Below are 15,058 nucleotides of genomic sequence, written 5' to 3' on the forward strand. Positions count from 1 at the left end.
CCCCCCATTGCGTGCGGACCACCTCGTGCGAGACCGCCATAGTGCCCGCACTTGTCACATGCGTGGTCGTCAGCCATGTTGCGCCCCGCGGATGTTTCAAGACCAAAGAAAAAGCCACCCTAGGGTGGCTTTTTTAGCATCGACGGTCAGATCAGTGTGCATGCCGGAGTCGGACTGCAGCAGCGGCTGCTCCCACGGCTGCGCCAATCGTCGTAGCAACCAACAAGGTCAGCGGCAGATATTGTGGCTTGAACGGGATCGACGCGACGCTGACGACCGAACCCGCCAAGCCGCCGAACGCGCTGCCTTGGAAGAGTGCGAACACCTTCAGTATCAATTTTTCCATCTACCCTCCGTTCCATTTAATCCAAACGTGAGTCAACGTTACCAATATAGCGCTGACTGTGGCAATCACAATACTAACGACCGCAATAGCCTTTTCTTTAGCAGCAAGTGTCGACGAGTGTGTCTTAGCCTCCTTCACCGCCGCGATGATTCCGTACATCACTAGGGAAGCTGCAATTGCTGCCATGCAGAGCACGGCTACTATCCCCCGGTAGGGGTGTGACGCTTCATGCCACTCCCAGACCTCAAGCCCTTCCGCACATCCTATTGCCACCGAATAAAAGCAGAGCTGGCCGTCTTGGACGATCTCCGCTGCATATTCCGTGAACGGTGTTGCCCCGCCCATAAAGAACACGATGATCCAGCCGAGGGCGATGGGGAACAGTGGCAACAGAATCGCAACGACTATCCAAACTATCGTATGAATAAAAAGCATGCCGCTGTTCTGGTCGTTCTGATCGCGATTTTGACACCGCGCTAGTGCCTTGACTCCCCCGGCGCACTTTGCGCAATCGCTAGATGAAAAAAAACCCGCGTTAGCGGGCTTTCCTGTGCGTCGCAACTTCCAAAATTTGGAATTTCATCTTCCAAAAATCTTGTTTTCTGCGCTGCGAGCACTCGTAAGTGCTTGAATTCTTTGGGGTGGCTGATGGGACTCGAACCCACGACGACAGGAATCACAATCCTGGACTCTACCAACTGAGCTACAGCCACCGCTGTTCCAACTATCTTCTTGCTGTCGCTGCTTTGTGAGCGGCGTCAATCAAGAAGCAAGATTATATACACGACAGATCGGGCTTGCCTAGCCCCTTTATTCAAATATTTCAGAAGAAAGCTCGGCCGACGCTTCCATGGGACCGCGCAGATGCGCGCGCGCTTCTTCGAAGATCGCGAGATCGGCCTTGGCGAGCTTGCGGTTGTCCGACAGCACGCGACGCCAGCCACGTGCGCCTGCTTCGCCGCGATACAGCCCCAGCGCGTGACGTGTGATCGCGCCCAGGTAGGTGCCGCGCGCGATTTCGCTCGCGCAATATTCCACGAGCTTCGCTTCGACTTCGTCGCGCGTGAGTGCCGCTTCGCTTGCGCCGTAGAAACGCGCATCGACGTCGGCCAGCACGTAGGGGTTGTGATAAGCCTCACGTCCGAGCATTACGCCGTCGACGTGCTCGAGGTGCTCAGCCACTTCGTCGAGCGTCTTGATGCCGCCGTTGATGATGATCTCGAGCTGCGGGAAATCGCGCTTGAGCCGGTACGCGTAGTCGTACTTGAGCGGCGGGATCTCGCGGTTTTCCTTCGGGCTCAGGCCCTTCAGGATGGCGTTGCGCGCGTGGACGATGAAAACCGTGCAGCCCGCATCCGCGATGGTGCCGACGAAATCGCGCACGAACGCGTAGTCCTCGACCGCATCCACGCCGATACGGTGCTTGACCGTCACCGGCACTGAGACCGCGTCGCGCATCGCCTTCACGCAATCGGCCACGAGCTGCGGCTCGTTCATCAGGCACGCGCCGAACGCGCCGCGCTGGACGCGCTCGGACGGGCAGCCGCAATTCAGGTTGATCTCGTCATAGCCCCATTGCTCGCCGAGCTTGGCCGAGCGGGCGAGATCGGCCGGTTCGCTGCCGCCGAGCTGCAGCGCGACGGGCGCTTCGTCGGGCGTGAACGCGAGATGGCGCGGCACGTCGCCGTGGAGCAGGGCGCCTGTCGTCACCATCTCCGTATACAGCCACGTGTGCCGGGAGATGAAGCGGTGCAGCGAGCGACAGTGGCGATCGGTCCAGTCCATCATCGGGGCGACGGACACGCGGCGGGGACTGGCGATACGGTTGGCGGACATGGCAAATCGGTGCGCGAGAGGCGCGGCAAGCGTGGATCAGCCTTCTATTTTATCGCAAGCGGCCACGACCGTTCTCTGCGATTTTGCACTGCGGCAATGCGGGTGGGCACCCAGGGTGATATGCGGAGTGGCTTGCGGGAAGCGCTTCCAGCGTGCCCTAAAGCGCGAAAGACCCTTCACGGGTTATGTAATCCCTGGTTTGTTTGGTGCTCCGCGCAAGAAATTTTGGGACGTCCTTTTAGGGTCTGTTCGTCGCTCAGGCACGCCAGGACTGGCAGACGCGATTGTTTCCGGCGCTGGAATAGTAAATTCGGATTATCGCGATTATTTTTCAATAGTAGGTGTATACACTAGGTCTCATTGACGCAGCTCGTGGGCAATGACCTCCCAGGCGCGGCGCCATCCCCGAACCGCAACTGAACCTGATCTTGGAGCCCACCATGAAGACCAAACTGATCGCAGCGCTGCTGGTCGCAGCTTCCGCTTCTATCGCCGCTCCCGCCTTCGCGAGCGGCTATGGCCCGGCACCGTTCTACCGTCCGGACGTTGGCGCACCGGCTTCGCAGCAAGGCCAGAGCGTCCAGACCGTCACCGCCGAACGCGCCCAGCAGCAAGGCGTCGATTCGTCGTACGGCGGTGTGACGGGTGTGGCGACGCAGTCGGGCACCCGCACCGCGCAGACGCCGCGCGCGCAGCAAGTGTTCTTCGGCCAGTAAGCCTTTCGCTGTCTGAAGCGCCGCCCGTCAGCCGGGCGGCCCGAACGCCGGGTGTCCTCAGGACCCCGGCGTTTTGTTTGTGCGCTCGCACAGCCGGCGATGGGTGGTGCCGGTCTCGCTCAGGGCGCGGCGCGCACGCGCTGGTCGATCGCCTCGCGGATGCGGTCGAATGCGGCATCGAATGCGTTGTCCTGGGTGGGAAAGCGCCCGGCGGCTACGCCGTCGATGGGCACGTTGGCGTGCGTGTTGTCGGTGAGGCTGTGGATCGCCTGGGTCGAAACGAAGTAGCCGGCCGCATGGTCGCCATCCACGCCCGCGGTCATGTCGAATCCCATGTAGTTGTAGCTGCGTCGATTTTCCATGCCCCTTTCTCCTCTCGCGTTCCTGCCGATTCTGGCACGACTGGCGCGCCCGGCGCCGTGCGCTGCGCATGGCACGGCCGCATTCGAACCGGCCGTCCCGTACGCTGTACTAACATGACCTGCGAGGGTGTGCTTCGCGCGTGCCGCGGCGCGCATTTGCAACGCTAGACCGTTGCTGGCCAACCCGGAGGTGAACAATGAAGAAACGTGTGTTGCTTCTTGCCGCGCTGGCGCTCCCGGGCGTGCTCGTGTCGGCGTATTCCTTCGCTCAGCAGCCGCCCCGTCCGGGGCCGAACGAATACCACGGCGGGCCGCCGCCCGATCATCCGCCGCCCGATATGCCCGCACCGCAGTGGCACAAGGGCGACCGGGTCGCGCCCGAGTTCCGCGATCGTCAATACGTAGTCGAAGACTGGCGTGAGTATCACCTGAAGCCGCCGCCGCGCGGCTATCACTGGGTCGGCGTGGGCGGTCAGTACTATCTGGTGCGCAATTCGAACTGGACCGTGGAGCGCGTCGGGCCGTAACACCACCTGAGAAGGCGACATGCGCGCGGTCAATGGTGTGGCGGCTGGAGCCGCTGTGGCCTGAGTTGCCGCGTGCCGCGCAGCCTGTCGATCGCAGGGCCGGGCCGGCTGAGCCGCGTTCGGCCTTTTTTGCGTGCCGACCCGGCAACCGCACGGTAGCTGTGCTGCCACCACGCGTGTTGCCGCGCCCATGCGGGGGCCTCGCGCGGGCCGGACGGATGGTCCGGCGCCTGAAAAAAATCGGCCGGCGTGATAGTTTCGCCGTTCCCTCCAACCAGACGATGGAAAACGCTTCGATGGAATACCGCACTCTCGGCGACACGGACGTCAAGGTGAGCCTGATCGGCCTCGGCACGATGACTTGGGGCGAGCAGAACACCGAGCGCGAAGCGCACGAGCAGATCGATTACGCGCTCGATCGCGGCGTCACGCTCATCGATGCCGCGGAAATGTATCCGGTGCCGCCGCGCCCTGAAACGCAAGGGCAGACCGAACGCTTCATTGGCACGTGGCTCGCGCAGCATCGCGGCGCGCGCGACAGCATCGTGCTCGCGACCAAGATGACGGGCCCGGCGCGTCAGCCGCACAATCCGCGTCATATCCGCGGCGCGGGCAATCAGTTCGACCGCAAGAACCTGACCGAGGCGCTCGACGGCAGCCTCAAGCGCCTGCAGACCGATTACGTCGATCTCTATCAGTTGCACTGGCCCGATCGCAGCACGATGACCTTCGGCCGCAACGCTTATCCGTGGATCGACGATGCTTATACGGTGCCGATCGAGGAGACGCTCGCTGTGCTGGCGGATTTCGTGAAGGCGGGCAAGGTGCGCCATATCGGCGTGTCGAACGAGACGCCCTGGGGCGTCGCGCAATTCCTGCGCGCCGCCGAAAAGCTGGGTCTGCCGCGCATCGTCAGCATTCAGAATCCGTATAGCCTTCTCAATCGCACCTTCGAAAGCGGGCTGTCCGAATTCTCGCATCGCGACGGCATTGGCCTGCTGGCGTATTCGCCGCTCGCGTTCGGCTGGCTCTCGGGCAAGTACGAGGGCGGCGCGCGGCCCGAGGGCGCGCGCATCACCCTGTTCGAGCGCTTTCAGCGCTATAGCAAGCCGCAGGCGGTGGCGGCCACGTCGCGCTATGTGGCGCTCGCGAGGGAGCTGGGGCTAACGCCTGCGCAATTCGCGCTCGCGTTCGTCAACAGCCGCCCGTTCGTGACGAGCAACCTGATCGGCGCGACTTCGGTGACGCAGTTGAAGGAGAATATCGGCAGCGTCGATGTCAGGCTCTCGCCCGAAGTGCTCGCGCAGATCGACGTGCTGCACGAAGAGCAGCCCAATCCCGCGCCGTGAATTTGGCTTGATCAAGCGTTGCGCGTGCTGGCATCATGCGGCGCGCGCCGTCCAGTCCACTGGACGCGCGCCTTGCTTGACCCGCTCGACCCGAATCATCCGACCCGAGCCCCTTAGCGGAGTATCACAACAATGACGAGCGCACGCGACGCGCAACCACCCCAATCGCCGCCCTCATGGGGCTGGCCCCTTTTTATTTTGCTGGCCGTTGCCGGTCTGTTCTATGTGAAGTGGTTCCCGTATTACCACCGCGCATTCACGGCCGAGGCAACGCATTCGATCGGCAAATCCATCCTGATGGGCGGTGAGGCGAGCGCGCCCGAGCCTTCCCTGGGCGCCGCGCTCGACTATGCCTTGGCCTATGGCAAGGCGATCTGGCAAGCGATGGTGCTGGGCCTGCTGCTCGGCTCGGGCGTCCAGGCGCTGCTGCCGGCGCAGTGGATCGCGCGCGTGCTCGGACGCCACGGCTTCGGCAGCGTGGCGGCGGGCGGCCTGCTCGCGGTGCCTGGCATGATGTGCACGTGCTGCGCGGCGCCCGTGGTGGCGGGGCTGCGGGCGCGCAATGCGTCGCCGGGCGGGGCGATCGCCTTTTGGCTCGGCAACTCGGTTCTCAACCCCGCGACGCTCGTGTTCATGGGCTTCGTGCTGGGCTGGCAGTGGAGCGCGCTGCGCCTCGTGCTGGGTCTGTTGATGGTGTTCGGCCTCGGCTGGCTCGCGAACCGGCTGGTGACGCAGGAGGAGGCGCTTGCCGCCGACTCGCGGCTCGCGATGTTCGCGCAGGAGCAGGCCGAAGCTGGCAACGTGTTCGCGCGCTGGCTGCGGCTTTTCGTACGCATGGCGGTGCGCCTCGTGCCGGAATACATCGTGCTCGTGCTGTTGCTGGGCGCGGCGCGTGCGTGGCTGTTTCCCCACATCGGGCCCGAGGTCACCAGCAGTCTCGGCTGGATCGTCGCTTTCGCGGTGGCCGGCATGCTGTTCGTGATCCCGACCGCCGGCGAGGTGCCGATCATTCAGGCGATGCTCGCGCTCGGCATGGGTGTGGGGCCGGCCGGCGCGCTGCTGCTGACGCTGCCGCCCGTGAGCGTGCCGTCGTTCGCGATGCTGGCCGGGTCGTTCCGCGTGCGCACGCTGGCGCTGGTGGGCGCGGTGGTCGTGGCGTTCGGCGTCGTGGCGGGGCTCGCGGCGCTCACGCTGGGGTTCTAGGGCCTGTCGTTAGCGCGAACGAGCCCTAAGATAAGGCTTATGCATCAACGGCGGAAGGCTGGCTTGCTGGCTGGCCATCCGCACAGAAAAGGGCTCCGGCCCAGGAACCGCCATGGCAAAGCAAAAAACGAATCCGAAACTCGAACAGGCCCTCACGCGCGGCGATCTCGCCATCCGTCAGGCCAACTCCGCTCGCGCGACGGCGGTCTTGCGCGCGCTCGGCAAGATGATCGTCGAGGCATCGGCGACCATCGGCGTCGAGGCGCACACGTCGATCCCCGACGGCGACCGCATCTACGATCCCGCAGACGGCCTCTGGCCGCAGCAGTTGCTGATCTCGCTCGACGGCCCCGTTGAAGACTCGGACCCCGAGGAGATCCGCACGATCCGCCTGCTTGCCCAGTCGCAGGGGACGCTGTTTCGCGTCGAATGGCATCGCGCCGATGGCAAGATCGGCAGACAGGAGGGGGGGCCGTTCGCCACCGTCGCGTTCATTTCGGACGTCGACATTCCCTGGGGCGACGACGAGGACTGAGCGGCTTGCGTATTGCGCCGGAGGGTTGCCTGAAGGTTGCGTGAGGGCTGCATGAGGACCGCCTGAGGGCCGGCCGCGGAGCGCGGATCTCGGGCGCGTCGGGCATGCACACGCGCACAGACACCCGGCGCCGCGCGTTCGGCAACGCCCACGCGCCTTAGCGCATCATGCGCCGCCGGAACAGGATCGAGGCGACGCCGAAAGGCACCAGCACATAAAGCACGAGCACGGCGAGATGCAGTCCCGCGTGCTCGATCGGGCGCCCGAGCATGGCCGGGCGGATCAGCTCGACGGCATGCGCGAGCGGCAGCATCAGCGTGACGTGCTGTGCCGCTGCGGGCAATTGCGCGATCGGAAAGAACACGCCGGAAAGCAGCAGCATCGGCGTGAGCACGAGCGTCTGATAGAACATGAAGAAGTCGTAGGACGGCGCGAGCGCGGTGACGATCATCGCGCAACTTGCGAACGCGAGGCCCGCGAGCGCGATCACGGGCAGGGCGAGCAGCATCGACGGAAAGCTCGCGTAGCCGAGCAGGCCCGCCACGATCATGATGGCCGCGCCCGATAGCACCGACTTGCTGGCGGCCCACACCACTTCGCCGAGCACCACGTCGCCGAGCGAGAGCGGCGTGTGCATGATCGCTTCCCACGTGCGCTGCACGTGCATGCGGGAGAAGCCCGAGTACATCGACTCGAAGCTCGCCGACATCATCACCGACGACGACACCGTGCCCGCCGCCAGAAACGCGATATACGAGACGCCATCGACGTGGCCCACCATCAGCCCGAGCCCGAAGCCGAGGCCGAACAGATAGATCATCGGATCGGCGAGATTGCCGAACATCGATGCGATCGCGAGCTTGCGCCAGACGAGGTAATTGCGTCGCCACACGGCGATCCAGTGCGTCGCGTTGGACGGTAGCGCCGCCCGCGGCTCGCGCAGGGGCGACGTGGCGGGGCGTGTGGGCGGCGGGGATTGAGTGCGTGTCTGCATGGTGGCTGTTCGTGGATGCGCTCGGGGTCGGCCCTGTCGCAGGCTCAGTGTTGCCGCATGGTTAGTCCTGCATCTCGCGGCCCGTGAGCCGCAAGAAGACGTCTTCGAGATTCGCGGGCCGGTGCAGATAGCGCAAATCCGAGCGATGGCGCAGCAACGCGTGCACGGGCGCGGCTTCGTCGACATAGCAGAAGAGCGTCTCGCCGCTGATCTCGGTGCGCTTGGCGAGCGGGGCGAGCTCGTCGCGCAGCGCCGTTGGGTCCGGGCCGTAGACCTCGATCACGTCGCAGCCGATTTCCGATTCGATCAGCGCCTTCGGTGCGCCCTCGGCGATCTTGCGGCCTTCCTCGATCACGCAGACGCGATTGCAAAGCCGTTCGGCTTCCTCCATGAAATGCGTCGTGAGGAGGATCGTCTTGCCGCGCGCGAGCAGCGAGCGCAGCCGTTCCCAGATCAGATGGCGCGCCTGCGGGTCGAGGCCCGTGGTGGGTTCGTCCATCACCAGCACGTCGGGGTCGTTGACGAGCGCGCGCGCCAGCGTCAGACGCCGGCGCATGCCGCCCGAGAGCTCGCCGACGCGCGCGTCGGCCTTGCTTTCGAGGCGCGCGAATTCGAGCAGCGGCGCCACGAGCGCGCGCGTTTCGCGCGCGGACAGCCCGAAGTAGCGGCCGAACACGAGAAGGTTCTCGCGCACGGTGAAGTCGGGGTCGAGATTGTCGAACTGAGGCACCACGCCCACGCGTGCGCGCGCATGGCGCGCACGCGTGGGCACGGGTTCGCCGCACAGGCTGATGCGTCCGGCGTCGGGGGAAACGATGCCGAGCAGCATGCGCAACGTGGTGGTCTTGCCCGCGCCGTTGGGGCCAAGGAGCCCGAAGCATTCGCCGGGAACGACGTCGAACGACAGGCCGTTCACGACCGCCCTGTCTCCATAGTGCTTGATCACCTGCTCGAATTCGATGGCGGGCATGTTTGAGCGGCCGTTCATGTAAGCGCGTGCGTAGTGCACGTTGTAAGGCGGCCTATTCTAGTGCATTGCCGGGCATGCGGTTGGCGGCGCCACGAGCGCATCCGCGATGCGTGCGACGCACCGATGCCCCGTCAATGGCTGCCGCGACAATTATCGTTTTCGCGCAAACCCAGTGCCGGTGCACCATGCGCGTGCACGCACACCTGGCGTTTTCCATCCCTTGCGTGTCGAATTGCGGCGCACCATCATGCGATTGTGACCTGCGTTTCCAGGCGGGTAGGGAGAGGTGATTATGGCGAGCTACAAGAAGATTCTGCTTTGCTACGACGGCTCGCGCGAAGGCCGCAAGGCGTTGCGTTGTGGAGCGGATCTGGCGTTGGACCTGCACGCGGAGACGCATTTGCTATCGGTGGTCGACATGCGCTCGACGATCGCGCAAAGCGCGGGCTTGCTCACGGATGTGGCGTGTGGGCGCTTCGAAGAAACGGCGCGCGAGATTCTCCAGGAAGGCGTGGACTGGCTGACCGAGCGTGGCGTGCGCGCGCAGGGCCACTTCGCGTTCGGGCATCCGATCGACGAGATTGCAAATCTTGCCAACGAGTTGCACGTCGATCTCGTGGTGGTGGGGCACCGCTGCCGCACCGGGCTTTCGCGCTGGTGGATGGGCGCGGGCAATACGCCGCTGCTCGACCGCGTGACGTGCAGCATCCTCGTGGCCTGTTCTTCGGCGGCCGAGGAAAAACAGCAGCAGGCGGCCGCCTAGCCGCGGCTGCGATCTACGCGTTGTGTGGGCGCTGTTGCGGCGTCCACACAACGATCCCAAGGCAGCGGCCTCGGTCAGAATGGCTCGCCGCAGTTCTTCCCGCAGTCCTTCCCGCGGTCCTTCCCGCGGTCCTTCCATTTCTCGCGAGTACCCTCAATTCGACGCGTTTGCGCCGTTGCCGGTATCCGGCTCGTTCAATTCCACAGCGGCGAGCTTCCACGAAAACAGTCCATGGCGTTGCAGAATGGCGGCATAGCGCTCGCTCCTGGCGTTGCGTTGCCAGGTGACGGCAAACGTGTTCAGCCCGCGATAGCCCGCCGAGGATTGCGCACGCGACTGCTCGGGTTGCGGTTGTGGCGGTTGCGCCTGTGCGCCCGAATTGCCGGACGCGGGAGGCGTGGATTCGCCCGGCGTGGACTCGCCCGGCGTGGATTCGCCCGCTTGCGACGATGGCGGTGCCCCGGACGGTTGCGCAGGCGCGGGCCGCTCGCCTGGCTTGCCAGTCGGCGGCATGCCGCTGAGCAGCGCGGCGACGCCGTCGGGTGTGACATATGCGTCCACGAGCGGGCCAATCAGCACGCTGCCGATCACCGCGCCAAAGAGCTGCAGCGGGTTGCTGGCATGCGCTGCCTCGATACGCTGTTGCAGCATCTCGCCGATCTGTTGCTTCAGGCTCACGCGTAGCGCCGGGTAATCGACGTACTCGTCCAGAGCGGTGGCGTCGCGCGCGTCGGCGGCTGCCTTGAGATGATTCAGGGCGATGTAAGGCGACGCATAGCCGTAGCCTGCCGCAGCCACGATCGCAACCGCCGCGACGGCGATTGCGACGGGCTTCTTCCAGCTAGCCGATTTGCGGGGATTCGTTTGGATGTCGGTCATTGAGTAGGGCAACCCTGAAATAGGCAAACAGGGTGTTGACCGCGCGCAATCAAAAACGATCCCTGGCGTGTCGATTACTGAGCGACTGCGGGGCGACTGCGGCGCGATTACTTCGCCAGCGCGGAGGGCAGGTCGGCTTGCTGTTCCGCGATGCAGCGGTCGATGGCGCTGCAGACCGCCTCCATCGTGCCCACCATGATGAGCCGCGACTGGCCATGATAGACGCGCACCGGCGCGCGGCGGCCCGGCTGTTCCGCATTCAGCGTGCTGTTGAGCGAGACGCGCGCGAAGGCCGGTTGCGCCGAAGGCAGCGCGGGGGCTGCATCTTCGCGCTCCATGTTCTCGAAGAGCGAACCATTGACCTGGCGGCCCAGCGCGGCCGCGGAGGCGCGCGCCTCACGCATTGCGCACGAGGCAATCCCGCGCAGATGACGCAGACGGCCGAATTGACGAAAGGGCAACAGGCGGGCAAGGCGTTCCATGACTCTCTCCAGGCGGAATTATCAGAATTCGGTGGGGCGGATCAGACCGACGGCAATGCCTTCGAGTGCGAAGTCGGCGCTGCCGACCGCCACGAAGATGTTCTCGTAGTCGGGGTTCTCGGCAATCAGCTCGATGCCGTTGGGCTGCCGCTTCAGGCGCTTCACGGTCACGTCGTCGCCCAGGCGCGCAACGATGATCTGGCCGTCTTTCGCTTCGCTCTTTTTCTGCACGGCGAGCAGGTCGCCGTCGAGGATGCCCGCGTCGCGCATGGACAGGCCGCGCACCTTCAGCAGATAGTCGGGCCGGCTCGAGAAGAGCGCCGGGTCGCAGGTGTAGTTCTGCGAAATGTGCTCTTGCGCGAGGATCGGGCTGCCCGCCGCGACGCGGCCAACGAGCGGCAGCGAGAGCTGCATGATGCTCGCGTGCGGCAGCGTGAATTGGTGCGGCAGGTCGTCCGGGCCGGGCAGCAGGCGAATGCCGCGCGAAGCGCCCGCAGCCAGCTCGATCACGCCCTTGCGCGCCAGCGCCCGCAGGTGTTCCTCCGCCGAGTTGGCCGAGCTGAAGCCCAGTTCGGCGGCGATTTCGGCGCGCGTGGGCGGAAAGCCCGTGCGCTCGATCGCGCGGCGGATCAGATCGAAAACCTGCTGCTGTCGTGCGGTGAGTTTGGTCATGGCGCCACTGTATGTTTGAACAGGTGACTGTATTTTTATACAGTACTCGCCGCTTTTCAAGTGTTACTTGAGGTTTGTGATCGGGATGGCGCCGCGGCGGCGCTTTCCTGCGCTCATCCCGACGAAATCGCAGACGAAAACGCGCTCGAACGCCCGATTCCTCCGTCCTTACCACTTTTGCGTATTAAAAAATGAGAAAACATCATTTTTAATAATGTAAGCCAATCGCTAGACTGGCCTCCATCGATTGCTGCACGACAAACGAAAACGCACGACGACACGGAGAAAAAGCAGATGAAACAAGGCACTACGGGGCGCGCATGGGTCAGGACGCTGGCGGCGAAACTGGTGATTGGCGTGGCGCCGCTTCTGGGCATGGCAGCGCTGGCGCCGGCCGCTCATGCGGACACGTCGCTGCTCAACGTCTCCTACGATCCCACGCGTGAGTTGTATCAGGACATCAATGCGGCCTTCATCAAGGAGTGGAAGGCCAAGACGGGCGAGACGCTCACCATCAAGCAGTCGCACGGCGGCTCGGGCGCGCAGGCGCGCTCGGTGCTCGACGGGCTGCAGGCCGACGTCGTGACGCTCGCGCTCGCCTGGGACATCGACGCGCTCGCCAACAAGGGGCTGATCGAGAGGGACTGGCAAAAGCGCCTGCCCGACAATGCGTCGCCCTACACCTCGACCATCGTGTTTCTCGTGCGCAAGGGCAATCCGAAGCACATCAAGGACTGGGACGATCTAGTGAAGCCTGGCGTCTCGATCGTCACGCCCAATCCGAAGACTTCGGGCGGAGCGCGCTGGAACTACCTCGCGGCCTGGTCCTATGCGCTGCATCAGCCCGGCGGCAACGAGCAGAAGGCGAAGGAATTCGTCACGAAGCTCTACAAGAACGCCGGCGTGCTCGACTCGGGCGCGCGCGGCGCGACCACGAGCTTCGTGCAGCGCGACATCGGCGACGTGCTGATCGCCTGGGAAAACGAGGCATTCCTCTCGCTCAAGGAGTTCGGGCCGGAGAAGTTCGAGATCGTGGTGCCTTCAGCGAGCATCCTGGCGGAGCCGCCGGTTGCCGTGGTCGACAAGGTCGTGGACAAGCGCGGCACGCGCAAGGTGGCGCAGGCGTACCTCCAGTTCCTCTATAGCGAAGAAGGCCAGGAGATTGCTGCGAAGAACTTCTATCGTCCGCGCTCGGACAAGGTGCCCGCAGCGCTCACGGCGAAGTTTCCGAAGCTCAAGCTCTACACGGTCGACGACACCTTCGGCGGCTGGACCAACGCCCAGAAAACGCATTTCGCCGATGGCGGCGTGTTCGATTCGATTTATCAACCGCAGTAATTGGCTGCAAAACGCGGCTGCAATGAGCGGCTGCAAAACGCGGCTCGAACAAGCGGCTGCGGCAAGCAACGCAGACGACGACAACAAGGCGCGCCCGACGAGGCGCGCTTTTCGACGCGGGACGCCCCATGCGCCGCACGCAACGAGGGTGTCCCCGCGCAACCCATGTGAAGAGATAGAGCATGACGACGTTTCGATTACAGAGGCCAGGCGCGCTGCCGGGATTCGGCGTGACGCTCGGCATCACGGTGGCGTATCTGAGCCTCGTGGTGCTCATTCCGCTGGCGGCCACGTTCCTGAAGACCGCGACGCTCGACTGGGCGCAGTTCGTGCGCGCCGTGGCGTCGCCGCGCGTGATCGCGTCTTACCGCCTCACGTTTTTCTCCGCGCTCGGCGGCGCGCTCATCAACGCGGTGTTCGGATTTTTGCTCGCGTGGGTGCTGGTCCGCTACACGTTTCCGTTCAAGCGCGTGATCGATGCGCTCGTCGATCTGCCGTTCGCACTGCCGACTTCGGTGGCGGGCATCTCGCTAGCCGCCGTGTATGCGGGCAACGGCTGGATCGGGCAGTACCTCCAGCCGCTAGGCATCAAGATCGCGTTCACGCCGCTCGGTGTGCTCGTGGCGCTGACCTTCATCGGCTTGCCGTTCGTCGTGCGCACGGTGCAGCCCGTGCTCGAGGAGTTCGAGCGCGAGCAGGAGGAGGCCGCCGCGTGCCTGGGCGCGTCGCGCTGGCTGACGTTTCGCCGCGTGGTGCTGCCGGCCGCGCTGCCCGCGCTGCTCACGGGCTTTGCGCTCGCGTTCGCGCGCGCGTTGGGCGAGTACGGCTCGGTCATCTTCATCGCCGGCAATGTGCCGATGAAGTCGGAAATCACTTCGCTGCTCATCATCACGAAGCTCGAGCAATACGACTACGCGGGCGCAACGGCGCTCGCGGTGGTGATGCTGTGCGTGTCGTTCGTCATGCTGCTCTTCATCAATACGCTGCAGTGGTATCTGCAGCGGCGCACGAGCCGCGGGGCGTCGTCGGCAGGCGCGCGGAACGTGCCGAATGCGACGATTGCGGCGAATGCGTCAGCCACCGCAGGAGGTGCGCAATGAGCACTGCAGTCCGTCAAAAGGGCGCGCGCCGAGCGGGCGTGGCCCGTCGTCCAGATCCCGTTACCGAAGCGCTGTGGGTGCGCTGGCTCCTCACCGGCATCGCGCTCGCGTTTCTCGCGCTGTTTCTGGTGGTGCCGCTCGTCGCGGTGTTCTGGCAGGCCTTGAGCAAGGGCATCGGCTTTTATTTCGAATCGCTCGCCGACACCGACGCGCTCGCCGCAATCAAGCTCACGCTGATCACCGCAGCGATTGCCGTGCCGCTCAATCTGGCGTTCGGTCTCGCCGCGTCGTGGGCGATCGCCAAGTTCGAGTTCCGCGGCAAGGCGCTGCTCACGACCTTGATCGACCTGCCGTTTTCGGTTTCGCCCGTGATTTCAGGGCTCATCTACGTGCTGCTGTTCGGCGCGCAGGGCTGGCTCGGTCCCTGGCTCGCCGACCACGACGTGCAGATCATCTTCGCGGTGCCGGGCATCGTGCTCGCGACGATCTTCGTGACGTTCCCGTTCGTCGCGCGCGAGCTGATCCCGCTGATGCAGGCCCAAGGCAACGACGAGGAAGAAGCGGCGCACGTGCTGGGCGCGTCGGGCTGGCAGATGTTCCGGCGCGTGACGCTGCCCAATATCCGCTGGGGCCTGCTGTACGGCGTGATTCTCTGCAATGCGCGCGCGATGGGCGAGTTTGGCGCGGTCTCGGTGGTGTCGGGCCACATTCGCGGCCAGACCGACACCATGCCGCTGCACGTCGAGATCCTCTACAACGAATACAACTTCGCGGCCGCGTTCGCCGTGGCCTCGCTGCTCGCGTTGCTCGCGCTCGTCACGCTCGGTCTGAAGCTGCTGGCCGAGCGCCACTTGTCCGCCGAATTGCGCGATGCGGCTGACGTGCCGGCCTTCGCGGGACCGCTGGGTGCGCCGGGCACCGGCAACGCACAACACGCACAGCACGCCGGCGTCCTGCGCCAGGCGCTTGAACAGGGAGAGCTGTAA

General features: G+C 64.7%; 18 protein-coding genes and 1 tRNA gene. 9 read left to right on the plus strand and 10 right to left on the minus strand.

What is annotated here, in order from left to right:
* Positions 1-151 precede the first annotated feature (151 nt).
* The 4 genes from EYW47_RS05975 to dusA all read right to left on the minus strand — a co-directional run bounded on the left by EYW47_RS05975 (position 152) and on the right by dusA (position 2,182).
* Entirely contained in the window at positions 152-346 is a 195-nt protein-coding gene (locus tag EYW47_RS05975) for a hypothetical protein (RefSeq protein WP_133193942.1), read from the minus strand.
* A complete protein-coding gene (locus tag EYW47_RS05980) occupies positions 347-781 on the minus strand; it encodes a hypothetical protein (protein ID WP_133193943.1) in 435 nt (144 codons plus the stop codon).
* Between the two features lie 202 nt (positions 782-983).
* Positions 984-1,059: transfer RNA gene (locus EYW47_RS05985), tRNA-His, on the minus strand.
* A 97-nt stretch (positions 1,060-1,156) separates the two neighbouring features.
* Positions 1,157-2,182, minus strand: coding sequence for a tRNA dihydrouridine(20/20a) synthase DusA (gene dusA, locus EYW47_RS05990; RefSeq protein ID WP_133193944.1), 1,026 nt, complete (start codon positions 2,180-2,182; stop codon positions 1,157-1,159).
* A 440-nt stretch (positions 2,183-2,622) separates the two neighbouring features.
* Here dusA and EYW47_RS05995 point away from each other — a divergent pair, with 440 nt between their 5' ends.
* Positions 2,623-2,898 carry a hypothetical protein gene (locus EYW47_RS05995; RefSeq protein WP_133193945.1) on the plus strand — a complete coding sequence of 92 codons (276 nt, stop codon included), beginning with the start codon at positions 2,623-2,625 and terminating at the stop codon, positions 2,896-2,898.
* Between the two features lie 119 nt (positions 2,899-3,017).
* Here the strand turns inward: EYW47_RS05995 and EYW47_RS06000 are convergent, their stop codons facing one another.
* Entirely contained in the window at positions 3,018-3,260 is a 243-nt protein-coding gene (locus EYW47_RS06000; protein WP_133193946.1) for a hypothetical protein, read from the minus strand.
* A 197-nt stretch (positions 3,261-3,457) separates the two neighbouring features.
* On the opposite strand from EYW47_RS06000, the gene EYW47_RS06005 reads away from it, so the two are divergent.
* The 4 genes from EYW47_RS06005 to EYW47_RS06020 all read left to right on the plus strand — a co-directional run bounded on the left by EYW47_RS06005 (position 3,458) and on the right by EYW47_RS06020 (position 6,874).
* Positions 3,458-3,787 (plus strand): RcnB family protein, encoded by a 330-nt coding sequence (locus tag EYW47_RS06005; protein WP_133193947.1) that lies wholly within the window; start codon positions 3,458-3,460, stop codon positions 3,785-3,787.
* A 296-nt stretch (positions 3,788-4,083) separates the two neighbouring features.
* Positions 4,084-5,136, plus strand: a complete 1,053-nt coding sequence (locus EYW47_RS06010) for an NADP(H)-dependent aldo-keto reductase (protein ID WP_133193948.1) — start codon at positions 4,084-4,086, stop codon at positions 5,134-5,136.
* Between the two features lie 132 nt (positions 5,137-5,268).
* Entirely contained in the window at positions 5,269-6,339 is a 1,071-nt protein-coding gene (locus EYW47_RS06015; RefSeq protein ID WP_133193949.1) for a permease, read from the plus strand.
* A gap of 112 nt (positions 6,340-6,451) precedes the next feature.
* The gene (locus EYW47_RS06020) at positions 6,452-6,874 is read left to right on the plus strand and encodes a hypothetical protein (protein WP_028216767.1); all 423 of its coding nucleotides are present in this window, start codon (positions 6,452-6,454) and stop codon (positions 6,872-6,874) included.
* Between the two features lie 157 nt (positions 6,875-7,031).
* On the opposite strand, the gene EYW47_RS06025 is transcribed toward EYW47_RS06020, so the two are convergent.
* Entirely contained in the window at positions 7,032-7,868 is an 837-nt protein-coding gene (locus EYW47_RS06025; protein ID WP_133193950.1) for an ABC transporter permease, read from the minus strand.
* Positions 7,869-7,929: 61 nt separating this feature from the next.
* The gene (gene nodI / locus EYW47_RS06030) at positions 7,930-8,838 is read right to left on the minus strand and encodes a nodulation factor ABC transporter ATP-binding protein NodI (protein ID WP_133194222.1); all 909 of its coding nucleotides are present in this window, start codon (positions 8,836-8,838) and stop codon (positions 7,930-7,932) included.
* Positions 8,839-9,130: 292 nt separating this feature from the next.
* Here nodI and EYW47_RS06035 point away from each other — a divergent pair, with 292 nt between their 5' ends.
* A complete protein-coding gene (locus EYW47_RS06035; protein WP_028216770.1) occupies positions 9,131-9,601 on the plus strand; it encodes a universal stress protein in 471 nt (156 codons plus the stop codon).
* Between the two features lie 153 nt (positions 9,602-9,754).
* Here EYW47_RS06035 and EYW47_RS06040 read toward each other — a convergent pair whose 3' ends face one another.
* The 3 genes from EYW47_RS06040 to lexA form a co-directional block, all read right to left on the minus strand.
* Positions 9,755-10,480 carry a DUF2939 domain-containing protein gene (locus EYW47_RS06040; protein WP_133193951.1) on the minus strand — a complete coding sequence of 242 codons (726 nt, stop codon included), beginning with the start codon at positions 10,478-10,480 and terminating at the stop codon, positions 9,755-9,757.
* Between the two features lie 107 nt (positions 10,481-10,587).
* Positions 10,588-10,962: a hypothetical protein gene (locus EYW47_RS06045; protein ID WP_133193952.1), complete on the minus strand. Its 375-nt coding sequence runs from the start codon at positions 10,960-10,962 to the stop codon at positions 10,588-10,590.
* A 21-nt stretch (positions 10,963-10,983) separates the two neighbouring features.
* Positions 10,984-11,634 carry a transcriptional repressor LexA gene (gene lexA / locus EYW47_RS06050; protein ID WP_028216772.1) on the minus strand — a complete coding sequence of 217 codons (651 nt, stop codon included), beginning with the start codon at positions 11,632-11,634 and terminating at the stop codon, positions 10,984-10,986.
* A gap of 294 nt (positions 11,635-11,928) precedes the next feature.
* Between lexA and EYW47_RS06055 the strand changes: the two genes are divergently transcribed.
* From EYW47_RS06055 to cysW, 3 genes are all read left to right on the plus strand, one after another.
* Positions 11,929-12,972, plus strand: coding sequence for a sulfate ABC transporter substrate-binding protein (locus EYW47_RS06055; RefSeq protein ID WP_133193953.1), 1,044 nt, complete (start codon positions 11,929-11,931; stop codon positions 12,970-12,972).
* A gap of 182 nt (positions 12,973-13,154) precedes the next feature.
* On the plus strand, positions 13,155-14,072 hold the full coding sequence (gene cysT / locus EYW47_RS06060) for a sulfate ABC transporter permease subunit CysT (protein WP_133193954.1): 918 nt from the start codon (positions 13,155-13,157) through the stop codon (positions 14,070-14,072).
* Positions 14,069-15,058 (plus strand): sulfate ABC transporter permease subunit CysW, encoded by a 990-nt coding sequence (gene cysW, locus EYW47_RS06065; RefSeq protein WP_133193955.1) that lies wholly within the window; start codon positions 14,069-14,071, stop codon positions 15,056-15,058. Before cysT ends, cysW begins: the two co-directional genes overlap by 4 nt.

The sequence above is a fragment of the Paraburkholderia silviterrae genome (genome assembly GCF_004353915.1).
Lineage (GTDB): Bacteria > Pseudomonadota > Gammaproteobacteria > Burkholderiales > Burkholderiaceae > Paraburkholderia > Paraburkholderia silviterrae.